The sequence below is a fragment of the Pseudomonas macauensis genome, assembly GCF_047902425.1.
Classification (GTDB): Bacteria; Pseudomonadota; Gammaproteobacteria; order Pseudomonadales; family Pseudomonadaceae; genus Pseudomonas.
Map to the genome: position 1 here is coordinate 945,442 of NZ_CP138377.1, position 22,579 is coordinate 968,020.

Genomic DNA, 22,579 nt, shown 5'->3' on the forward strand with positions numbered 1-22,579 from the left:
CAGGCCCTGAGATGACCGATTACAAAGCCACTCTGAACCTTCCCGAAACCGACTTCCCGATGAAAGCCGGCCTGCCGCAGCGCGAGCCGCAGACCCTGAAACTCTGGAACGACATTGGCCTGTACCAGAAGCTGCGGAAGATTGGCGAAGGTCGCCCGAAATTCGTCCTGCACGATGGCCCGCCCTACGCCAACGGCAGCATCCATATCGGTCACGCAGTCAACAAGATCCTCAAGGACATCATCGTCCGCTCCAAGACCCTGGCCGGCTACGACGCCCCCTACGTGCCGGGCTGGGACTGCCACGGCCTGCCGATCGAGCACAAGGTCGAGACCACCCACGGCAAGAACCTGCCGGCGGACAAGACCCGCGAGCTGTGCCGTGAATACGCCGCCGAGCAGATCGAAGGGCAGAAGGCCGACTTCATTCGCCTGGGCGTGCTGGGCGAGTGGGACAACCCCTACAAGACCATGGCGTTCGCCAACGAAGCCGGCGAAATCCGTGCCCTGGCCGAGATGGTCAAGCAGGGCTTCGTGTTCAAGGGCCTGAAGCCGGTGAACTGGTGCTTCGACTGCGGTTCGGCCCTGGCCGAGGCGGAAGTGGAATACGCCGACAAGAAGTCCGACGCCATCGACGTCGCCTTCCCTGTGGAAGACGAAGGCAAACTGGCCGCCGCGTTCGGCCTGGACAGCCTGCCCAAGCCCACCGCCATCGTCATCTGGACCACCACCCCCTGGACCATCCCGGCCAACCAGGCACTGAACGTCCACCCCGAATTCACCTACGCGCTGGTCGATACCGGTGAGCGCCTGCTGGTGCTGGCCGAGGAACTGGTCGAGTCCTGCCTGCAACGCTACGGCCTGGAAGGCCAGGTCATCGCCACCGCACAAGGCGAAGCGCTGGACCTGATCCGCTTCCGTCATCCGTTCTACGAGCGTTTCTCGCCCGTCTACCTGGCCGAGTACGTCGAACTGGGCGCCGGCACCGGCGTGGTTCACTCCTCTCCGGCCTACGGCGAGGACGACTTCCGTACCTGCAAGCAGTACGGCATGGTCAACGACGACATCCTGAGCCCCGTGCAGAGCAACGGCGTGTACGTGGCCGACCTGCCGTTCTTCGGCGGCCAGTTCATCTGGAAGGCCAACCCGGCCATCGTCGCCAAGCTCGATGAAGTCGGTGCGCTGCTCAAGCACACCAGCATCAGCCACAGCTACATGCACTGCTGGCGCCACAAGACCCCGCTGATCTACCGTGCCACCGCGCAGTGGTTCGTCGGCATGGACAAGCAGCCGGAAGCCGGCGCCACCCTGCGTGAGCGCGCGCTGCAGGCCATCACCGAAACCGACTTCGTGCCCAACTGGGGCCAGGCGCGCCTGCACGGCATGATCGCCGGCCGTCCGGACTGGTGCATCTCGCGTCAGCGCAACTGGGGCGTGCCGATCCCGTTCTTCCTGCACAAGGCCACCGGCGAGCTGCACCCGCGCACCGTCGAGCTGATGGAAGCGGTCGCCCAGTGCGTCGAACAGTCAGGCATCGAGGCCTGGTTCAAGCTCGACGCCGCCGAACTGCTGGGCGATGAAGCCGCGCAGTACGACAAGATCAACGACACCCTGGACGTCTGGTTCGACTCCGGCACCACCCATTGGCACGTGCTGCGCGGCTCCCACGCCGAGCTGGGCCACGCCAGCGGTCCGGCCGCCGACCTCTACCTGGAAGGCTCCGACCAGCACCGCGGCTGGTTCCACTCCTCGCTGCTGACCGGCTGCGCCATCGACGGCCACGCGCCGTACCGCCAGCTGCTGACCCACGGCTTCACCGTGGACGAGTCCGGCCGCAAGATGTCCAAGTCCCTGGGCAACGTGATCGCCCCGCAGCAGGTCACCGACACCCTGGGTGCCGACATTCTGCGCCTGTGGGTTTCCGCCACCGACTACTCGGGCGAGATGGCGGTTTCCCAGACCATCCTGCAGCGCAGCGCCGATGCCTATCGCCGCATCCGCAACACCGCGCGCTTCCTGCTGTCCAACCTGTCCGGCTTCGACCCGGCCAAGGACCTGCTGCCCAACGACCAACTGCTGGCCCTGGACCGCTGGGCCATCGACCGGGCCCTGCTGCTGCAGCGCGAACTGGAAGAGGCCTACCGCGACTACCGCTTCTGGAACGTCTACTCCAAGGTGCACAACTTCTGCGTGCAGGAGCTGGGCGGCTTCTACCTGGACATCATCAAGGACCGCCAGTACACCACCCAGGAAAACAGCGTCGCCCGTCGTTCCTGCCAGACCGCGCTGTTCCACATCGCCGAAGCCCTGGTGCGCTGGATCGCCCCGATCCTGGCCTTCACCGCCGAGGAAATCTGGAGCTTCCTGCCGGGCGAGCGCGCCGAGTCGGTGATGCTGACCACCTGGTACGACGGCCTCTCCGAACTGCCGGCCGACGCCGAGCTGGACCGTGCCTACTGGGACGAAGTCATGGCCGCCAAGGCTGCCGTGAACAAGGAATTGGAGAACCAGCGCAGCGCCAAGACCATCGGCGGCAACCTGCAGGCCGAGATCACCCTCTACGCCGAGGACTCCCTGGCCAAGCGCCTGGAGAAGCTGGGCAACGAGCTGCGCTTCGTGCTGATCACCTCCGCCGCCACCGTCGCGCCGCTGGCCGATGCGCCGGCCGACGCGGTTGAAAGCGAACTGCCGGGCCTGAAGCTGAAGGTGATCAAGTCCGCCCATGCCAAGTGCGGCCGTTGCTGGCACTTCCGCGCTGACGTGGGCAGCCACACCGCGCACCCGGAGCTGTGCGGCCGTTGCGTCGAGAACATCGATGGCGCCGGCGAGGTTCGTCACTATGCCTGATCGTTTCGGCCGTCTGCCCTGGCTGTGGATCACCGTGCTGGTGTTCGTGCTGGACCAGGTCAGCAAGGCTTTCTTTCAGGCCGAGCTGACCATGTACCAGCAGATCGTGGTCATCCCCGACCTGTTCAGCTGGACCCTGGCCTATAACACCGGCGCGGCCTTCAGCTTCCTGGCCGATGGCTCGGGCTGGCAGCGCTGGCTGTTTGCCCTGATCGCCATCGTGGTGAGCGCCGTGCTGGTGGTCTGGCTTAAGCGCCTGAAGCGCGGCGAGACCTGGCTGGCCATCGCCCTGGCCCTGGTGCTGGGCGGTGCGCTGGGCAACCTGTACGACCGCATCGTGCTCGGTCACGTGGTCGATTTCATCCTGGTGCACTGGCAGAACCGCTGGTATTTCCCGGCGTTCAACCTGGCCGACAGCGCCATCACCGTCGGCGCCATCATGCTGGCGCTGGATATGTTCAAATCGAAGAAGTCCGGAGAAACCGCCCATGGCTGAGTCTTCTGAAACCATTCAGCGTATCGGTGCGGATACCCAGGTCACCCTGCATTTCGCCCTCAAGCTGGAAGACGGCAACGTCGTCGACAGCACTTTCGACAAGCAGCCGGCCACCTTCAAGGTCGGCGACGGCAACCTGCTGCCGGGCTTCGAGCAGGCACTGTTCGGTCTCAAGGCCGGCGACAAGCGCACCCTGACCATCGAGCCGGAGCTGGGCTTCGGCCAGCCGAACCCGGCGAACGTCCAGGTGATGCCGCGCGACCAGTTCCAGGACATGGAGCTGGCCGAGGGCCTGCTGGTGATCTTCAACGACGCTGCCAAGGCCGAACTGCCGGGCATCGTCAAAGCCTTCGATGACCAGCACGTCACCATCGACTTCAACCATCCGCTGGCCGGCAAAACGCTGGCCTTTGAAGTCGATATCATTGACGTGAAATCCGCCTGAAGGAGCAGGCGGTCCGTGTAAACGGGCCGCTGTGCACCCGGCGAAGAACTCCTGCCGGCCCCTAGTGGGCCGGCTTGCTTAGCACCCGAGGCCACCATGCAAATCAAACTCGCCAATCCCCGCGGCTTCTGCGCCGGCGTCGACCGGGCGATCGAGATCGTCAACCGCGCCCTCGACGTGTTCGGCCCGCCGATCTACGTGCGCCATGAAGTGGTGCACAACAAGTTCGTGGTGGAAAACCTGCGCAACCGCGGCGCCGTGTTCGTCGAGGAACTCGACCAGGTGCCGGACGACACCATCGTCATCTTCAGCGCCCACGGTGTCTCCCAGGCTGTGCGCAAGGAAGCCGAGAACCGTGGTCTGAAGGTCTTCGATGCGACCTGCCCGTTGGTGACCAAGGTGCATATGGAAGTCGTGCGCTACAGCCGCGACGGCCACGAATGCATCCTGATCGGCCACGAAGGCCATCCGGAAGTGGAGGGCACCATGGGGCAGTACGATGACTCCAACGGCGGCGCCATCTACCTGGTGGAAGACGAGAAGGATGTGGCCGCACTGGAGGTTCGCAACCCCGAGGCGCTGCACTTCGTGACCCAGACCACCCTGTCCATGGACGACACCTCCAAGGTGATCGACGCCCTGAGGGCGAAATTCCCGCACATCCAGGGCCCGCGCAAGAACGACATCTGCTACGCCACCCAGAACCGCCAGGACGCGGTGAAGGAATTGGCCGACCAATGCGACCTGGTGCTGGTGGTGGGCAGCCCGAACAGCTCCAACTCCAACCGCCTGCGCGAGCTGGCCGAGCGCATGGGCACCCCGGGCTACCTGATCGATGGCGCCGAGGACCTGAAGAAGGAATGGTTCGATGGCGTGCAGCGCATCGGCATCACCGCCGGCGCTTCGGCCCCGGAAGTCCTCGTGCGCGGTGTGATCCAGCAGTTGCGTGACTGGGGCGGGGAGCCCGAGGTTGAGCTGGATGGCCGGGAGGAGAACATTACTTTCTCGATGCCCAAGGAATTGCGGGTGAAGGCTGTGTGACATGAAAAGCCCGCCATACGGCGGGCTTTTTCTTTGGCTCAGCGCCAGCAATCCTCGGTGGTCTTGCCGCTGCCGGTTCTTCCTTTCTCACCCTGGGCGTTCAGGGTCAGATTGCCGCACTTGGTATCACCGAACTGTTGAACGGCGGTCAGCGTGTAGCCTCCGCCGCCTCCCGCCACTTGCAGCCGGTACTTGCCGGTCTCGGAGATTGTGTTGCTGCCGTCGGTGCGCATGCCCAGCTTGCTGATGTCGGCGGTGCTGGTCACGTAGCTGTTGTTCTGGGCGAAGTAGCGCTCCTGGCGCGCCGCGGCATCGTTCAATGCGGCCTGGCCTTCCGCCCGGTTTCCCCGTTTGACGTACTCCTCGTAGCTCGGATAGGCGATGGCGGCGAGGATGCCGATGACGACCACCACGATCATGACTTCAAGCAGGGTGAAGCCGGTCTGAACACGTTTCATCAAATACTCCGTTGAAGCTGGGTTGCGGCTCATTCCTGGTCCTCGACTCTGCGCCAGCTCTGTCGACCGAGGCTGGTCGGGTCCGGGTGGATGTTCACGCACTCCTGTCCGGTGCAGTACTGGTACGAGCTGTCCGAGTTCTGGGAGATGGTCCCGCCGCCTTCACCGTCCTGGCGGATCGCCGAGATGTTGCTGGTGCCGACGTCGCCTGTGGGCTGGTAATCGAAGGCGTGCTGGGGTGTTCTGCCTCCGGTGAAAGGGTTGAGCGCGTAAGTCCAGTTGGCGGCGCCGTCACCGCAGGGGTCGTCATTGGGCACCAGCGACTGGAAGAACAGGGTCCGCCCCAGTTGCGCCATGTTTTCCACAACCATTTCACCGTCAGTCCGGGTCAGGTTCAGGTACCAGCCGTTCTGCGCGGACTGACTGCCCGAGGCCTGCCAGCGCACGTTGTTGTCGCTGATCACACGCCCTTGCCGGGTTGTTCCATCGGCGGCAACAGTGGTTTGCGTAACAATGCTCTGCGCTTGCAAACTGCCGCGGGTGATGGCGGGGTTGCTGGCTTCCTCGCCCAGGGTCTGTTTGTCCCAGATGCCGTAGACGCTCTGGGCCATGCTCTTGTCGCCTTCCTTGTCGTCGGTGTCGAAGAACTTTCCCGTGCCGAAGATCACCAGGTAGCCCGTACCGGTCGGGTGGCGTACCAGGCTGGGGGCGGAGGTGATGGGCTGCCGGCTGCCGGTATCCGCCACGGCCTTGAACAGCGGTTTGCCTCCATAGGCCACTTCGAAGGCCGCGATGGCGTTCTCGCCGTCGTCCTCGGTGGTAAATGGGGTGGTGGTGCTCCGGCCGTTGCGTAGCAGGTCGAAGCGCCAGACGTTGCCTTGCAGGTCGCCCGCGTAGGCGTAGTCGGCCACGCCGTCGGCGTTGTAGTCGCCGAGCTTGGGGGTGGACAGGCCGTTGGCGACCCCGTCGGTACCTTCGACTTCCAGGCTCTTGAGCAAGGTGCCTTGCATCGCATCGACGATGAACAGGGCGGCCTTGCCGTTGGTGTTGCCGTCGCTTTCGTAGCCGTTGCCGAAGACCACGGCCCATTTACCGGTATGCAGGCGAGCGATGGTCGGTTGCGAGAAGCTGTAGCCCATCTTCACCGCCGCATCATTGGGAAGGCGGCTGTCGTCGAACTCCCACAGCAGTTTCTCCTGCCCGGGCGTGGTGATGTCCAGGGCGAAGATGGCCTTGCCACCGCCCTTCAGGGTGCCGACCAGGACCGTGCGCCATTCGCTGCCGTCGTACACATCGGCGACGACGGGAGTGCCTTCCACATAGAACTCGTGGCTGTAGTTGGCGCTGGTCAGCTTGTTCAGCTTGGCGAACACGGCGCTTGGGATGAACGCGAACTCCTCGGCACCGGTAAGGGCATTGAATCCATGCAGCATGCCGTCGTTGCCGCCCACGTAGACACGGGGCGAGCGGTCGGCAATGGCGGTCGCAAAGGTGGAGTAGGCGGTGTTTCCCTCCAGACGGTTGCTGAAGCTGACCAGGTAACGGGGGCCATTCACGACGGCGGGGCTGGAGGAGTAGAAGTCACCCAGGACACCGCTGCGCTGACGGAAGGTGGTGCCTTCGCCACTACGGTTGCCACGCAGGTATTCCAGGCGCTGCTGTCCCTGGGTGTCGGCGGCATTGGCGTTTGCCGGGTCCCGGCTAAGCAGGTTGGCCAGGCTGCCGGTGGTGCTGCTGGTGCCTGCATTTTCCCAGGCGAAGTCGACCAGCCCGCTGTTGGAATTTCCCGCTATCTTGATCGCCCGGCTCTGCCAACTGGGCACGCCCGCCTTGGCGCTCCAGATCTGGGTGGTTTCAAAAGCGTTGCTCTGGGCGTTCCAGGTTTTCTCGAAGCGCTTCACGTCCCCGGACCAGTGGTCGTCGCTGGCGTAGGAGGTTTGGTAGGAAACGGTCTTGACCGTGCCGTTGTCGTTCTCGTCCGTGCTGACCTGGCCGGAGTTGATGGCCGGGCGTGCGGCGGTGGACTTGCGGTCGGCGATGCGCGAAAGAATGTCGGAGAAGGCCTGTACCATGGCCTCCGGGCTGTCCACGCTGAAGAACTCGCCGCGCGAGTTGATCGCGGCGTGCCACAGGTCGTAGACGTTGTTGGCGGCGTTGTCGCCCGAGGCGGCAGCCGGTGGCCAGGTTGCCGTACCGGCGGCCAGGGCGGCATAGCCGGCCCCCTTGTGGGTGGCGCCATCCCAGGGAATGTTCGTGCGATTTAGCGCTTCGGACAGTCCCAGGCCCATGATGAAGTTGGACATGTGTTGCCAGGTCGCCGGGTCATTGCGGGCATCCCAGTAATCGGTCGTGGTGTTGTTGCTCTTGAAGGGCGTGTAGGCCGGCACCTTGTTGGCCAGGTTGGTATTGAGGTCCGTGGACCAGTAGTGCATGGCGAGGTCAGCCAGGGTGTTGGACGTGGCGTCGTAGTAAGGGGCGCCCTGACTGTATGCCCGGCCGTCCGGCAGGTTGAAGGTGCCGGCGTCGTGGCGGAAGTCGCTTGGCGCGCTGGCCGATTCGTTCCACAGACCGTCCGTCATCATGATCTGGTAGCTGGCACGGCAGGCATAGGTATTTTGCGAGGTGTTGCCGGTGCCGCCGGGCGTCTTCTGCCAGGGTGTGGCCGTCTTGAGGAATTCGCCCGCGCGCTTCATTGCCGCTGGCAGGTATGTGCTCTGGTCGAAGTTGATGTTCTGCAGCCAGGCATACAGTTGCCCCTTGTGCGCTGGCGTATAGGCCTGGAAGGTGTTGTCCCGGCAGTTGCTGTCGGTTCCGTCGAAGCTGACGCAGCGACCCAGGCCTTGCCAGCTCAGGCGCACCGCAGGAGACAGGTCGTAGAAGGCCAGCGCCGCGGCCGAGATCGTCGCCAGAGCGCGGTTTCGGTAGAACGAATACCAGTTCGCGAAGTTCTGCTGCTCGGCAGACGTTACGAACCTCAGGCTGTAGCAGTCGTCGTTAGCGGTGGTGCAACCGGCATTAGTGGAGTTGTAGGTGTAGTAGTAGGCCGGAACTCCTTTTTGAGCGAGGCTGGCCGACAGCGTATTGCCGTTCACGCTGCAATCCGTGGCAATGGCGCTGGTGGAGCCTGGTACGGTGGCGGAAGCGGTGCAACTGACTGTCGTGGTGCATCTTCTCCCGCAAGTCTGGGTAGAGGTGCGCTTGAAGGTGAAATCGATGCCGCCTGGTGTGGTCACAGTCGTGGTGCCATCGACGGTCGCGGTGACGGATGCCTGGAAGTCAGCTGCCGGGTTTTCCGCCAGTCGGTTACTGGTGCTGCTGTAGCCGTAGCTCGTGGCTTGCCCACTTTCGAGCACGTAAGTCCAGGTGACCTTGTAGTCGTTGGACATATTGATGGTGCCGCGTGCGCTGTTGTAGCCGTTGACCTTCGCCGAGGTAAAGCTGGTGCTCAGCGGGACTTCATTGCCCGAGGTGTCGAACACGATCGGGGCGCGATAAGTCACAGCGGGGTTATAGGCGAGCGGGTTGAAGGCGCTGGACTTGGCGCGCCGGGTGGCGCTGTAGCTGTTCTTGTTGTCCGGGGCGAAGGCCCAGCGCATGCTGCCGGAGTCGTCGAGTGTCAGCAGCATGTTGGGGGCGACACCCACGGTCAGGCTCAGAGGGCTCTGGGAGACGGCGGCAAAGGAGTTGGCGGCGCAGAGCAGGGTGACGCCGAACACTGCGCAGGAGAGCGTCTTGATGCAGGGGTGAAGACGAGAACGGTGCATGATGTCAGCCATTAATTATTAAGGCCAAGATAGATATTGGCGTGTGTCGACTGGAGATAGAGGGCGTCCCCTGCCTTGCCATTGTTGAGGTAGAAGTAGGTGCCCTGGCCTTCCGCGGCCATGCCGTATTCCGCGTTGACCGCCGTGTTTCCGGTTTCGACCGCCAGGATGCTGTTCCAGGAGGCCGGGTACTGGGTATTGGCTTGGGTCGTGGTCCCTGGGTCGGTGCCGCGATAGGGCATCCAGAGCAGGCCGCCCTGGGATTCGGACTTGAGGAAGTCGTCGGTAGCTTCCTGGGGCTGATCGACGAAGGTGAGCAGGTGGGCGTCGTTGATCGCCAGCAGGCACGGCTTGTTCAGGCCATTGGCTTTCAAAGTGTTCGACTTGCTGCAGTTGTCGGCGCTGGCTTCCAGCTTCTCGACGAGGTAGCCCGGACCATAGAAGCGGAACTCGGCCTCGCGCAGGGCCGCATCGGCAACATTCTGCAGTTTCGTGTCATGGGCACGATGGGCAGTGAGGCGTGTTTCCATGGTCACGCCGCGCATGCTTCCGATGGCCAGCAAGGTGAGCAGCAGCATCATGACGAGCGCGACGAGCAGTACCGCACCGCGCTGGGAGTTGCGGGTAGGGGCTGTCATGGCATGAAGTTCCTGATGGTCTGGGTGCTGCTGGCAACCTGATAGAGGCTTTTATTGTCCGCTTTCTGGATGCGGCTCTTGGTAGCGTCCGCTGCGGTAGCCAGCCAGTCGCTGAGCACTTTCGAATCGTCGCTGTCGCGCTGCCTATCGCGGCTCGCGAGCAGCAAGGCGTAGCGCACGCTTCGAATGGCGCCGCTGTCCGGCGACCAGTCGGCTTGCGGGATATAGGACGACACCTTCTTCTCCATGACGTCGTTGCTGCCGACTCCGAAGTCCAGGCGCAGATCGGCGATACCGGTGAGCAGTTCACCATACTGGGGAGTGGCGGTGTTCAGGCTCTTGCACAGTAGGCGGCCTTGCTGAAGTGCGCCCTCGCTCGGTTCGTACTTGAATGCCAGAAGGGTCAGGTCGCCTTCGGAAGCGGGCGCCGACGGAAAGGCCTTGTCGTATTCGACGCCACTAGCCTCGCCCTGGCAGTCCAGCTCCTCGCTGGCTTGCGGTTGGTAGCGAATACAGAAACCGGTGCCTTCGCTGGCGGCGAGCCCGGTGATGGCGTGCCCGGCTTTGAAAGCCTGGCATCCACCCCCGGCGGCGCGGGCGGGAAAAACTGTTTCGAGCAGCGTGGAAGGATTGCGGCGGTAGCCTGCCTTGCCCAGGTAATGATTGATCGTCAGCGTGGCGAAACGACCGTTTTCCAGGTTGCCCGCCTGGTTCTGCTGGAAGGCGTAGCTGCGCCGGTTGTCGAGATAGATCTGGGTGATGCCGAGGATCAGGAAGCTGCTGATTGCGAGCGCGATCATCAGCTCGACTATCGACAGGCCGAGTTGGCGCTTGGTGCTGGTCATGGCTCTACTCGAACGGTGTAGGTGCAAACGGTGGCGTCGGTTTCTGCGGCGTCCAGGCAGGTGCCCTCCCGTACCTGCCAGGCGAGGCGGATTTCGATCATCGAGCCGGCATTCGCGTTGCACTGTCCGGGGGAGGGACTGCGGCAGATGTACATGTCGCTGGCGAAGAGGTCCGCGCCGCCGGGCAGTGCTGTCTTGACCTTGTCGGCCCAGCAATCGCGCTGCTCCTGCGCCGTTTTCGCGATACGGGTCGGGCTGGACACGCAGTTCTGGCGGCCGGAGAAGTCTTTCCCCTCAGCCTTGTAGAACAGAGAGGCGGTCTTCATTGCACTGTTCATGGGAGTCTTCGGTGGCGTGTTGCTGAAAAGCTCCTGGGGGTTGGCGCGAATGATCTCGATCAGGTCGTTGGTCAGTTCGACGGCGGCGTTACGCTGTACGGAATCCTGGGTGTACTGGATGCTGCGCCCTTGCAGCGCCACCATGCCGAGTACGCCGACGGTGGTCAGGAGCAGCGCCACGAGCACCTCGATCAGGCTGAAGCCTTTGCTGGTCGTCATGGCGTTCCTCACAGGGTGCAACTGTCCAGGGGCGTCTCGCTGGCATCCTTCGTCCCCTGACGGAACAGCTTGATGGCGCCGCTTGCCTGGACCTCCAGATAAAGCCCCGTGGCGGTGTCGTCGTTGTGGCAGACCGTGAAGGTGGTTGCCGTTGCCGTACCGTTGCTCCTGAACTTGATCTCGTCGGCGCTGGCCCGGACCTGGGCGAGCTCGGGATTGCTCTTGAGCTGGCGCAGCGCATCGCCGTCGCCGCGCTTGACGCTCCAGACGTCATCGCTGCCGGAGGCGGTGATGGTGGTCTTCTGGCTCACGGCTTCGCCTCGGGCATAGAGCAGGAGGGACTTCAACTCATCTGCCTGGGTTTGCAGACGATTGCGTTCGATGGTCGAGGTGAAGCTGGGGACGGCCAGCGTGGCGAAAATCGCCAGCAGGGTCACCACGATCATCAGTTCGACCAGCGTAAATCCGGCCGATCCCTTGGGGCGCGACATGGCGCATTCCTCGCGTTTTAAGTCGCGGCAATGCTGCCGTCTGTCGTAGGAAAAGTCCTATCTAGACGGATGACCGTTCGCGATAGCGCGATGTTCGGTCATGCGATTTGCTCATATGTGACAGGTGTCGCGATGCGAGTGTGACGCATGTCAGTGGGGGCAAAGTGGGTCCGCCTCGCTGGATTCCCGACGAATTCTTCCGGCCCTGTTGATCACGATCCGGGCTGCAGATTGTGTACTGGCGCAGAGCACGAAGTGCCCGGAATGGAATGCCCCGTTGGGCTGGGCGCTGTAGCCGCCAGGTGTGTAGTGGACGTAGCGGCGGGAGGTGCTGTCGGGGATAACGGTGATGGGCGAAATGGCCGTGTGAGTCGCCAGCAGTTGCTCGGAGGGTTCACGAATACCGTTGTTGTTGCGGTCGACGAACAGCGTCCAGCCTTGTTCCCAGTTTCCATCCAAGGCCGCGATGCTAACCGGTTGCCCGCTCAGCACGGCCGTCGTGCGTGCCTGATTCAGTGCGCTCTGCAGCTCCTGCGTGGCGACCTGCAGCCGATGCTCCTCCAGGAGTCGGCCGAATCCTGGCGCCGCGAGGGAGAGGGCAATGGCCAGGACTGCCAGGGTCACCAGCAGTTCGATGAGGCTGAAACCGTTGCGTTTGAACATGTCCCGTCCCTGGTTCGTGGGTCTGTCAGGGAGTATTGGGGCTGCCTGTTTTGTGGCGTCTGAAACCGTTGTAGGGCGCTTCCGGGGTGGTTGTAGTTGTCGCCCGTCACCCGGTCGCTCCCGTTGCCCGGTATAGTGCTCGACTGCCGATTTCCCTTTGGTTTTCCGTAAGTGATGTGGGGGCGTTGTATGCCGGATGTGATCGTGGTGGGCGGCGGGGTCGTCGGGCTGTTGTCGGCCTGGACCCTGGGGCAGGCCGGGGCCGAGGTATTGCTGCTGGAACGCGGCGAGACCGGGCGTGAGGCTTCCTGGGCCGGCGGCGGGATCGTTTCGCCGCTCTATCCTTGGCGCTACAGCCGGGCCGTGGCCAATCTGGCGCACTGGTCGCAGGACTTCTATCCAGGCCTCGGCCAGCGGCTGCTGGCGGACACCGGGGTGGACCCGGAAGTGCACGTGACCGGCCTGTACTGGCTCGATCTGGACGACCAGGATGAAGCGCTGGCCTGGGCCCGTGCCCAGGGGCGTCCGCTGTCGGAGGTGAGCATTTCCGCCGTGCACGATGCCGTACCCGTGCTGGGGACGGGGTTCAGCCGGGCTGTGTACATGTCCGGCGTTGCCAATGTGCGCAACCCACGCCTGGCCAGGTCGCTGCGCGAAGCGCTGGTGCGCATGCCGAACGTTTCCGTGCGCGAGCAGGTCGAGGTGACCGGCTTCCTTCAAGCCGGAGAGCGGGTACAGGGTGTGCGTACCGCACAGGGCGATTTCACTGCGGATTCGGTCGTGCTGGCAGCGGGCGCCTGGAGCGGTCAGTTACTGGCGAAGCTGGGGCTGGAGCTGCCGGTGGAGCCAGTGAAAGGGCAGATGATCCTGTACCGCTGCGCGCCCGACTTCCTCTCCAGCATGGTGCTGGCCAAAGGGCGTTATGCGATTCCCCGGCGCGACGGCCACATCCTGGTGGGCAGCACCTTGGAGCACGCGGGTTTCGACAAGACGCCGTCCGCTGAAGCGCTGGCCAGTCTGCGTGCATCGGCGGAAGAGTTGATCCCCGCGTTGGCGGAGCAGGAGCCGGTCAAGCACTGGGCGGGCTTGCGTCCGGGGTCGCCGCAGGGCGTTCCGTTCATTGGCGAGGTGTCGGGCCATCGCGGCCTGTGGCTGAACACCGGGCATTACCGCAACGGTCTGGTGCTGGCGCCGGCGTCCTGCCAGTTGCTGGCGGACCTGATGCAGCAGCGCCCGCCGATCATCGAGGCGGCGCCCTACGCGCCGGAAGGGCGCCTGGTAGCGACGCCCATCGTCTGAGTCCAGTGGGGATCAGTCGATCCCCAGCTTCTTCAACCGATAACGCATCGAGCGGAAGGTGAGCCCGAGTCGCTGTGCTGCCGCGGTGCGGTTCCAGCGGGTCTCTTCGAGGGCCTGCATGATCAGCTTGCGCTCGATCTCCTCCAGGTAGTCCTCGAGGTTGTCGATCTGCGCGAGACTGGCCTGCCCGCCATTGTCGCCACCGGTGCTGGTTTCGGCCAGGCGCAGGTCCTGCGGCTGGATCACATCGTTCTCGCACAGGGTGTAGGCGCGCTCGAGCATGTTCTCCAGCTCGCGCACGTTGCCGGGGAAGCGGTAGCTCTTGAGCTTCTCCAAGGCGTCCGGGCTGACTGTCGCCACGGGCAGCCCGGCATCGCCGGCCAGGCGCTGGAGTACGCGTTCGGTGAGCAGCGGAATGTCCTCGCGGCGCTCGCGCAACGGCGGGACGCGCAGTTCGATGACGTTCAGGCGGTAGTAGAGGTCCTGGCGGAAACGGCCGGCGGCGACTTCCGCCGCGAGGTCCTTGTGGGTTGCACAGAGGACGCGCACGTCCACTGAGTTTTCCTGTTGGCCGCCGACGGCGCGCACGGCCTTCTCCTGGATCGCCCGCAGCAGTTTGACCTGCATGGGCAGGGGCAGGTCGGCAACCTCGTCGAGGAACAGGGTGCCGCCGTTGGCGGCCTGGAACAGCCCCTGCTTGTCCTCCACGGCGCCGGTGAAGCTACCTTTCTTGTGGCCGAAGAATTCGCTTTCCATCAGCTCCGAAGGAATCGCGCCGCAGTTCACCGGGACGAAGGCGATATTGGCGCGCGGGCCCTGTTCATGGATCAGTCGGGCGACCAGTTCCTTGCCGCTGCCGGATTCGCCGCTGATGTAGACCGGTGCCTGGCTGCGCGCCAGCTTGGCGATCTGGTTGCGCATCTGCCGCATAGGGGGCGAGTCGCCCAGCAGTCGGTTGTCCACCGGTGCCTCTTCGGCATCGGGGAAGCGCAGGCGCAGCGCCGTGCTGACCAGCTCGCGCAGGCGTCCCAGGTCGACCGGCTTGGTGAGGAAGTCAAAGGCGCCGGCCTTGAGTGCCTGCACGGCGGTGTCCAGGCTGCCGAAGGCGGTGATCATCGCCACCGGGGTTTGCGGATGGCGCTGCTGGATGTACTGCACCAGATCCAGCCCGGTGCCGTCGGGCAGGCGCATGTCGGTGAGGCAGAAGTCGAACGGCTCGCGGGCCAGGAATTCGCGCGCTTCCTTGACGTTACGGGCGCTGCGGGTATCCAGCTTCATGCGGCCGAGGGTGATCTCCAGCAGCTCGCGGATATCGGGTTCGTCATCGACGATCAGGGCTTTTTGACGACTCATGCTCATTGCGTGTTCTTAGCTTTGTTTGCGTGGATGGGCGAAGGTGAGGCGGAAGCAACTGCCACCCTCGTCACGCGTTTTATAGTCCAGGCGCGCCTGGTTGCTTTCACAGAGCTCCCGGGAGATGTACAGCCCAAGACCTGTGCCCTTGCTTTCGGTGGTGAAGAACGGCTCGAACAGCCTCCCCCGCTGCTCCGCAGCAATGCCCTGGCCATCGTCGAGGACTTCCAGGATCGGCAGGTCGGTTTCGCTGTCGCGGAACAGGCGCAACCACACCTGGCCAGTGCCGTTTTTCTTGGCGCTGTACCGTAACCCATTCTGGACCAGATTGGTCAGCACCTGCGTCAGCTGATGCGGGTCCATGCGCGTCTGCACAGCGCCGGGCCCGGTTTCGACATGCAGCTGCTGGTTTTCGCGCAGCCCCTCACGCTGTTCGTCGACGAAACGTTGCAGCCAGTATTTCAGGTCGAGCGCTTGGGGTTCCGCCTGGCGTCGGCGGGAAAGCTGTAGCACGTTCTCGATCACCAGGTTCATCCGCCGCGACTGGTCCTGGATGATCTGTGTCAGTCGTCGATCCGGCGGATCGAGCTCTTCGGACTCCAGCAGCAATTGCGCGGCGTGGCTGATGGCGCCCAGGGGGTTGCGGATCTCATGGGCGATGCCGGCGGTCAGGCGGCCGAGCGAGGCGAGCTTGAGCTGCTGAGCCTGCTGGGCGATCTGCGAGATGTCCTCGAGGAACATCAGGGTGTGCTGTTCATTGCCGCGGTGCAGGGGGATGAAGGCAGGCTGCACGCTGGGCGCGGTGTCGTGTGGTTGCAGGCTGGGGGGCCGCAGGGCGGGGTTCTGCTGCCACAGCCGCAGGCTGTTGAGCAGCGCCGGGCTGTGCTCGGCCAGCGGCTGCCCTGTCAGTTCCTGTCCGCCGAGCAGTGTGGTGGCGCTCTGGTTGGCCAGCAGCACGCGCTGCTGATCGTCCAGCACAAGGATGCCGGTACGCATGCGCTGGAGGATCAGGGCGTTGAGTTCTTCGAGGTTGGCTACCGTGGCGGCCCGTTGTTCCGCGAGGTTTTCGATGACCTGTTGGCGGCGCGCCAGCGCCTGGATCAGCAGCGCCGAGGCGAAGCACAGGGCGCCCAGCCCGCCGGCCTGTACATAGTGGTTGAAGGCGATCTCCTGGGTAAGGCTGATGTAGAAGGTCAGGTAGATCAGCCCGATGGACGCCAATGCGGCGATCAAAAGGCCTATCCGGCCGCGCAGCAGGATGTTGGCGATGGCGACGGCGATCACCATCAGCGTGCCGATACCGCTGGGGACGCCGCCGGCGGTGTAGAACAGCCCGCTGAGCATCAGCACGTCGAGTGCCGCCAGGATGAACAGCGGCATCAGATGCCGGGGCGCCGGCATCAGGACGGCGATCAGGATGTTCACCACCAGGTAGGTCCAGCAGCCGATGTGGAACAGTTCGGTGTGGGCGAGCTTGAGGACTTCGCCGTCAAGGTTGCTGGAAATCAGCAGTACCAGGACCAGACCGATGGTCAGGCGGTACAGGTGATACAGGCGCAGGACGCGCCGTCCCTGCCCGGTGAGCGAAATGCCTTCAGTGGCCACGGTCTGCACGGTCCTGCTCGAGATGAGCGCGGCTGCAGTACCAGTTGCTCTCGTCCTGCAGGGCATTGCTGCGTGGGACGTGCACTCCGCACTGTGCGCAGCGCACCATGGGCACCGTTTGCTCCTCGCGGGGCTCCGGTGTGCTGGGGCGGGCGGGGCGGGTGGCCTTACGCCACAGCCACCAGCCGAGCGCGAACAGTAGGATCCAGAACAGCAGGCGGGTCATGGCGTTCCCTTATTCCATAGAGAGCCGCAGTGTATCCAAGGCGTGGGTTCGCGCACAGAGACGTGGTCCGCGCCGGCGGACGATCGCCCACGAAAAAGGGAGGCCGAAGCCTCCCTTGATCAGCGCATCTTCGCTATTCAGTCGAAGATGCCGAAGGTCATGTAGCTGAACCAGGAGCGGTCGTTGCTGCCGCTGTTGCCTTCGGATTCGTGCTCTTCTTCCTGCACGTCCGACTGGTTCTCCGGCTTGAGCTCCGCCGGGATCTGCTGCTCGGCGTCTTCGTACTGCTTGATCACGTCCTTGCTCGCCTGGGTTTCCATGTGCGGCGGGGCGTCGTTGGTCTCGATCAGGCCCAGGGTCGCCTTGGCCAGCCAGGAACGGTTGTCGGCCTCGTCCTCGCGCGGGACGAACTGGCCGTCCTTCAGGCTCGGGTTGTCCGGGTAGTTCAGCTTCAGGGTCTGCAGGCTGGAATCGGCCAGGTCGTTCATGCCCAGGCGCTGGTAGGCTTCGACCATGATCGCCAGGCCATCGCCGACGGCCGGGGTTTCCTGGAAGTTTTCCACCACGTAGCGGCCACGGTTGGCGGCGGCGACATAGGCCTGGCGCTTGAGGTAGTAGTGGCCGACGTGCACTTCATAGGCGGCCAGCAGGTTGCGCAGGTAGATCATGCGCGCCTTGGCGTCCGGGGCGTAGCGGCTGTTCGGGAAGCGGCTGACCAGTTGCGCGAAGTCGTTGAAGGAATCACGGGCGGCACCCGGATCGCGCTTGGTCATGTCCAGCGGCAGGAAGCGCGCCAGCAGGCCACGGTCCTGATCGAAGGAGGCCAGGCCCTTGAGGTAATAGGCGTAGTCGACGTTGGGGTGTTGCGGGTGTAGGCGGATGAAGCGCTCGGCGGCGGAACGCGCGGCCTCGGGCTCCATGTTCTTGTAGTTGGCGTAGATCAGCTCCAACTGAGCCTGTTCCGCATAGCGACCGAACGGGTAGCGGGACTCCAGCGCCTTCAGCTTGGCCACGGCGTTGGTGTAGCTCTTGTTGTTCAGATCGTCCTGGGCCTGCTGGTACAGCTGGCTTTCGCTCAGGTTCTCATCCACCTTCTCGCCCTTGGAGGAGCAGGCGGTGACGAAGGCGAGGATGGCGATCAGCAGCAGGTGTTTCACTTGCATGGCGGCTTGCGTCCCTGGACGGTCGGCTGTCGCGGCCGCAACCGTCTGTTATGATTGGCGCCCCAGGGGGATACCCCTGGGACAAAGGCCCCGTATTTAACCACAGCGCGCAGCCGAACCAAAAGGCCGCGCGCCCTTCGTGTCCCGCCATGTCCGATATCATCCAACTCGCGGCAGAAGTGCCGTTCGACCTCGGTGGTCAGCGTCTCGACCAGGTCGCCGCCCAGCTCTTCTCCGATCACTCCCGCTCGCGCCTGGCCAGCTGGATCAAGGACGGCCGCCTAAAGGTGGATGGCGCCGTGCTGCGTCCGCGTGACACCGTTCACGCCGGCTCGCGCCTGGAACTGCAGGTGGAGCTGGAAGCCCAGGGCGAGTGGAAAGCCCAGGACATCGAGCTGGACATCGTCTATGAAGACGACCACATCCTGGTCATCGACAAGCCGACCGGCCTGGTGGTTCACCCCGCCGCCGGCCATCAGGACGGCACTCTGCTCAACGCGCTGCTGCACCACGTGCCGCACCTGGCCAACGTGCCGCGCGCCGGCATCGTGCATCGCCTGGACAAGGACACCACCGGTCTGATGGTGGTGGCCAAGACCCTCGAAGCCCACACCAACCTGGTCGCGCAGTTGCAGGCCCGTACCGTCAGTCGGATCTACGAAGCCATCGTCACCGGCGTGATCGTCTCCGGCGGCACCGTCGATGCGCCGATCGGCCGCCATGGCGTGCAGCGACAGAAGATGGCCGTGGTGGACGCCGGCAAGGTCGCCGTCAGCCATTACCGCGTGCTGGACCGCTTCCGCGCCCATACCCACGTGCGAGTGAAGCTGGAAACCGGCCGTACCCACCAGATCCGCGTCCATATGACGCATATCGGCCACCCGCTAGTAGGCGACCCCACCTACGGCGGGCGTTTCCGCATTCCGCCGGGAGCGAGCCCGACCCTGATCGAATCCCTGCGCGACTTCCCGCGCCAGGCCCTGCATGCGCGCTTCCTGGAGCTGGACCACCCGGCGACTAACGTGCGGATGAAGTGGGAGTCGCCGCTGCCGGATGACTTCACCTGGCTGCTGAGCCTGCTGCGGCAGGATAACGAGTCCTTCGTATGAACCCCTGGCTGACGCCCGACTGGCGGGCCCCGGTGAATGTTCGCGCCTGCGTGACCACCCGGGCCGGCGGCGTCAGCGCGGAGCCCTTCGACAGCTTCAACCTGGGGGACCATGTCGGCGACGAGCCGGCGGCCGTTGCGGAAAACCGTCGGCGCCTGACTGCTGAGCTGGGTTGCCAGCCGGCGTGGTTGAGCCAGGTGCATGGCATCGATGTGGTCGAAGCCGATCCGTCCGTTGTTGCCACCGCGGACGCCAGCTGGAGCGAGACCCCCGGTGTGGCCTGCACCATCATGACCGCCGATTGCCTGCCAGCGCTGTTCTGCGACCGCGCCGGCACCCGCGTTGCCGCTGCCCATGCCGGCTGGCGCGGGCTGGCCGGCGGCGTTCTGGAAGCTACGGTCGACGCCCTGGGCGTTGCGCCGGGCGAACTGCTGGTCTGGCTCGGCCCGTCCATCGGTCCACAGGCTTTTGAGGTCGGCGCGGAAGTGCGCGACGCCTTCCTCAAGGATCACGCTGAAGCCGAACGCGCCTTCCTGCCCAGCGCCAATGCCGGCAAGTACATGGCCGACATCTACGAGCTGGCGCGCATCCGTCTCGCCGCCAAGGGCGTGACGGCGGTCTACGGCGGCGGTCTGTGCACCTTCACCGATACCGAGCGCTTCTATTCCTACCGCCGCAGTTCCCGTACCGGTCGCCTGGCCAGCCTGATCTGGCTCGCCTGACTGGCTTGTTGTAGGAGCGAGCTTGCTCGCGAAGCGCTTGATGCCGTGGTGTCAGGCGAAGTTCGTGAGCAAGTTCGCTGCTACAGGTTCCGCCCCGCAAGTGGCTCGCAGGTCCGCTCATACGGTTCTTTCGAAAGCACGAACTGACGGGTGTCATGGCCAAATGGCTTGAACCGACCAAAATCGTCCTTATCTATCTGGCATCCCGGCGGGCTTTGTCGTGACCAGGAGCACTCATCGCTCCGGCCCGCTATAGAAAGGAAGGACGACCCTCATGCGAATAGACCGTTTGACCAGCAAGCTGCAGCTTGCACTCTCCGATGCCCAGTCCCTGGCCGTTGGACATGACCACCCGGCCATCGAGCCGGTGCACCTGATTTCCGCCTTGCTGGAACAGCAGGGCGGTTCGATCAAGCCCCTGCTGATGCAGGTCGGCTTCGATATCCCAGCCCTGCGCAGCGCCCTCAATAAGGAAATGGACTCGCTGCCGAAGATCCAGAGTCCCACCGGCGATGTGAACCTGTCGCAGGACCTGGCGCGCCTGCTCAACCAGGCTGACCGCCTGGCCCAGCAGAAGGGCGACCAGTTCATCTCCAGCGAACTGGTGCTGCTTGCCGCTATGGACGACAGCACCAAGCTCGGCAAGCTGCTGGGTAGCCAGGGCGTGTCCAAGAAAGCCCTGGAAAACGCCGTGGCCAACCTGCGCGGCGGCGAGGCGGTCAACGACCCGAACGCCGAGGAGTCGCGCCAGGCGCTGGACAAGTACACCGTCGACATGACCAAGCGCGCCGAGGACGGCAAGCTCGACCCGGTGATCGGCCGTGACGACGAAATCCGCCGGACCATCCAGGTCCTGCAGCGCCGCACCAAGAACAACCCCGTTCTGATCGGCGAGCCCGGCGTGGGCAAGACCGCCATCGTCGAGGGTCTGGCCCAGCGCATCGTCAACGGCGAAGTGCCCGATGGCCTGAAGGACAAGCGCCTGCTGGCGCTGGACATGGGCGCGCTGATTGCCGGCGCCAAGTTCCGCGGCGAGTTCGAGGAGCGCCTGAAGGCGGTTCTGAACGAACTGTCCAAGCAGGAAGGCCGGATCATCCTGTTCATCGACGAACTGCACACCATGGTCGGCGCCGGCAAGGCCGAGGGCGCCATGGACGCTGGCAACATGCTCAAGCCAGCCCTGGCCCGTGGTGAGCTGCACTGCGTGGGCGCCACCACTCTGGACGAATACCGCCAGTACATCGAGAAGGACGCCGCCCTGGAGCGCCGCTTCCAGAAGGTGCTGGTGGACGAGCCGAGCGAGGAAGACACCATCGCCATCCTGCGTGGCCTGAAAGAGCGCTACGAGGTACACCATGGCGTGACCATCACCGACGGCGCGATCATCGCCGCGGCCAAGCTCAGCCATCGCTATATCACCGACCGCCAGCTGCCGGACAAGGCCATCGACCTGATCGACGAGGCCGCCAGCCGCATCCGCATGGAGATCGACTCCAAGCCGGAGGAGCTCGATCGTCTGGATCGCCGGCTGATCCAGCTGAAGATCGAGCGCGAGGCGCTGAAGAAGGAAGACGACGAGGCCACCAAGAAGCGCCTCGCCAAGCTGGAAGAAGACATCGCCAAGCTCGAGCGCGAGTACGCCGACCTCGAGGAAATCTGGAAGTCGGAGAAAGCCGAGGTCCAGGGTTCCGCGCAGATCCAGCAGAAGATCGAGCAGGCCAAGCAGGAAATGGAAGCGGCCCGGCGCAAGGGCGACCTGGAAACCATGGCGCGCATCCAGTACCAGACCATTCCGGACCTGGAGCGCAGCCTGCAGATGGTCGACCAGCACGGCAAGACCGAGAACCAGCTGCTGCGCAACAAGGTGACCGACGAGGAAATCGCCGAGGTCGTGTCCAAGTGGACCGGCATCCCGGTGTCCAAGATGCTCGAAGGCGAGCGCGAGAAGCTGCTGCGCATGGAAGACGAGCTGCACAAGCGCGTCATTGGCCAGAACGAGGCCGTGGTGGCCGTGGCCAACGCGGTGCGTCGTTCCCGTGCCGGTCTCGCCGACCCGAATCGTCCGAGTGGCTCCTTCCTCTTCCTCGGCCCGACCGGGGTGGGCAAGACCGAGCTGTGCAAGGCCCTGGCCGAATTCCTCTTCGACACCGAGGAGGCGCTGGTGCGCATCGACATGTCCGAGTTCATGGAGAAGCACTCCGTGGCCCGTCTGATCGGAGCGCCTCCGGGCTATGTCGGCTATGAAGAGGGTGGCTACCTGACCGAGGCGGTGCGCCGCAAGCCGTACTCCGTGGTGCTGATGGACGAGGTGGAGAAGGCTCACCCGGATGTCTTCAACGTGCTCCTGCAGGTCCTGGAAGACGGCCGTCTGACCGACAGCCATGGCCGTACCGTGGACTTCCGCAACACCGTGATCGTGATGACCTCCAACCTCGGTTCGGCGCAGATCCAGGAACTGGTCGGCGACCGCGAAGCCCAGCGTGCGGCGGTGATGGATGCGGTGAATGCGCACTTCCGTCCGGAGTTCATCAACCGGATCGACGAGGTGGTGGTCTTCGAACCCTTGGCCCGCGAGCAGATCGCCGGCATCGCCCAGATCCAGATGGGTCGCCTGCGCAAGCGCCTGGCCGAGCGCGAACTGAGCCTGGAGCTGAGCAGCGAGGCGATGGACAAGCTGATCGCCGTCGGTTTCGATCCGGTCTACGGCGCACGCCCGCTCAAGCGTGCGATCCAGCGCTGGATCGAGAACCCGCTGGCGCAACTGATCCTGGCCGGCAAGTTCCTGCCGGGCGCGAAGATCCACGCCAAGGTGGAGAACGACGAGATCGTCTTCTCCTGATCCACTGCACAAGAAAAAG

General features: G+C 64.2%; 19 protein-coding genes. 8 read left to right on the top strand and 11 right to left on the bottom strand.

What is annotated here, in order from left to right; all coding sequences use genetic code 11:
* The first annotated feature begins 11 nt into the window (after positions 1–11).
* The 4 genes from ileS (at position 12) to ispH (ending at position 4,828) form a co-directional block, all read left to right on the top strand.
* Entirely contained in the window at positions 12–2,846 is a 2,835-nt protein-coding gene (ileS, locus tag SD196_RS04480) for an isoleucine--tRNA ligase (protein ID WP_343575012.1), read from the top strand.
* A complete protein-coding gene (gene lspA, locus SD196_RS04485; RefSeq protein WP_275610240.1) occupies positions 2,839–3,342 on the top strand; it encodes a signal peptidase II in 504 nt (167 codons plus the stop codon). The genes ileS and lspA overlap by 8 nt, the downstream gene beginning before the upstream one ends.
* Positions 3,335–3,787, top strand: a complete 453-nt coding sequence (fkpB, locus tag SD196_RS04490; protein ID WP_343575009.1) for an FKBP-type peptidyl-prolyl cis-trans isomerase — start codon at positions 3,335–3,337, stop codon at positions 3,785–3,787. Before lspA ends, fkpB begins: the two co-directional genes overlap by 8 nt.
* 96 nt (positions 3,788–3,883) lie before the next feature.
* A complete protein-coding gene (gene ispH / locus SD196_RS04495; protein ID WP_343575007.1) occupies positions 3,884–4,828 on the top strand; it encodes a 4-hydroxy-3-methylbut-2-enyl diphosphate reductase in 945 nt (314 codons plus the stop codon).
* Between the two features lie 38 nt (positions 4,829–4,866).
* On the opposite strand, the gene SD196_RS04500 is transcribed toward ispH, so the two are convergent.
* From SD196_RS04500 to SD196_RS04530, 7 genes are all read right to left on the bottom strand, one after another.
* Positions 4,867–5,286, bottom strand: a complete 420-nt coding sequence (locus SD196_RS04500) for a type IV pilin protein (RefSeq protein ID WP_275610243.1) — start codon at positions 5,284–5,286, stop codon at positions 4,867–4,869.
* Positions 5,287–5,315: 29 nt separating this feature from the next.
* Entirely contained in the window at positions 5,316–9,050 is a 3,735-nt protein-coding gene (locus SD196_RS04505; RefSeq protein WP_343575004.1) for a pilus assembly protein, read from the bottom strand.
* Positions 9,051–9,061: 11 nt separating this feature from the next.
* On the bottom strand, positions 9,062–9,688 hold the full coding sequence (locus SD196_RS04510) for a PilX N-terminal domain-containing pilus assembly protein (protein WP_343575001.1): 627 nt from the start codon (positions 9,686–9,688) through the stop codon (positions 9,062–9,064).
* The gene (locus SD196_RS04515) at positions 9,685–10,533 is read right to left on the bottom strand and encodes a PilW family protein (protein WP_331318228.1); all 849 of its coding nucleotides are present in this window, start codon (positions 10,531–10,533) and stop codon (positions 9,685–9,687) included. Before SD196_RS04515 ends, SD196_RS04510 begins: the two co-directional genes overlap by 4 nt.
* A complete protein-coding gene (gene pilV, locus SD196_RS04520; protein ID WP_275610247.1) occupies positions 10,530–11,090 on the bottom strand; it encodes a type IV pilus modification protein PilV in 561 nt (186 codons plus the stop codon). Before pilV ends, SD196_RS04515 begins: the two co-directional genes overlap by 4 nt.
* Before the next feature lie 8 nt (positions 11,091–11,098).
* Positions 11,099–11,581 carry a GspH/FimT family pseudopilin gene (locus tag SD196_RS04525; protein WP_343574996.1) on the bottom strand — a complete coding sequence of 161 codons (483 nt, stop codon included), beginning with the start codon at positions 11,579–11,581 and terminating at the stop codon, positions 11,099–11,101.
* A 150-nt stretch (positions 11,582–11,731) separates the two neighbouring features.
* Entirely contained in the window at positions 11,732–12,244 is a 513-nt protein-coding gene (locus SD196_RS04530) for a GspH/FimT family pseudopilin (RefSeq protein WP_343574994.1), read from the bottom strand.
* 189 nt (positions 12,245–12,433) lie between these two features.
* On the opposite strand from SD196_RS04530, the gene thiO reads away from it, so the two are divergent.
* Positions 12,434–13,543 carry a glycine oxidase ThiO gene (gene thiO / locus SD196_RS04535; protein ID WP_275610250.1) on the top strand — a complete coding sequence of 370 codons (1,110 nt, stop codon included), beginning with the start codon at positions 12,434–12,436 and terminating at the stop codon, positions 13,541–13,543.
* Between the two features lie 12 nt (positions 13,544–13,555).
* On the opposite strand, the gene SD196_RS04540 is transcribed toward thiO, so the two are convergent.
* The 4 genes from SD196_RS04540 to SD196_RS04555 form a co-directional block, all read right to left on the bottom strand.
* Positions 13,556–14,896, bottom strand: coding sequence for a sigma-54-dependent transcriptional regulator (locus SD196_RS04540; protein WP_275610251.1), 1,341 nt, complete (start codon positions 14,894–14,896; stop codon positions 13,556–13,558).
* A 15-nt stretch (positions 14,897–14,911) separates the two neighbouring features.
* On the bottom strand, positions 14,912–16,501 hold the full coding sequence (locus tag SD196_RS04545) for an ATP-binding protein (RefSeq protein WP_275610252.1): 1,590 nt from the start codon (positions 16,499–16,501) through the stop codon (positions 14,912–14,914).
* A complete protein-coding gene (locus SD196_RS04550; protein WP_275610253.1) occupies positions 16,491–16,727 on the bottom strand; it encodes a PP0621 family protein in 237 nt (78 codons plus the stop codon). Before SD196_RS04550 ends, SD196_RS04545 begins: the two co-directional genes overlap by 11 nt.
* 137 nt (positions 16,728–16,864) lie before the next feature.
* Complete coding sequence (locus SD196_RS04555) at positions 16,865–17,890, bottom strand: outer membrane protein assembly factor BamD (protein ID WP_275610254.1); 1,026 nt, start codon at positions 17,888–17,890, stop codon at positions 16,865–16,867.
* 149 nt (positions 17,891–18,039) lie between these two features.
* On the opposite strand from SD196_RS04555, the gene rluD reads away from it, so the two are divergent.
* The 3 genes from rluD (at position 18,040) to clpB (ending at position 22,560) form a co-directional block, all read left to right on the top strand.
* Complete coding sequence (gene rluD / locus SD196_RS04560) at positions 18,040–18,999, top strand: 23S rRNA pseudouridine(1911/1915/1917) synthase RluD (RefSeq protein ID WP_275610255.1); 960 nt, start codon at positions 18,040–18,042, stop codon at positions 18,997–18,999.
* Complete coding sequence (pgeF, locus tag SD196_RS04565) at positions 18,996–19,721, top strand: peptidoglycan editing factor PgeF (protein WP_343574985.1); 726 nt, start codon at positions 18,996–18,998, stop codon at positions 19,719–19,721. Before rluD ends, pgeF begins: the two co-directional genes overlap by 4 nt.
* A gap of 274 nt (positions 19,722–19,995) precedes the next feature.
* Complete coding sequence (gene clpB, locus SD196_RS04570; protein WP_275610257.1) at positions 19,996–22,560, top strand: ATP-dependent chaperone ClpB; 2,565 nt, start codon at positions 19,996–19,998, stop codon at positions 22,558–22,560.
* The last annotated feature ends 19 nt before the right edge of the window (positions 22,561–22,579 follow it).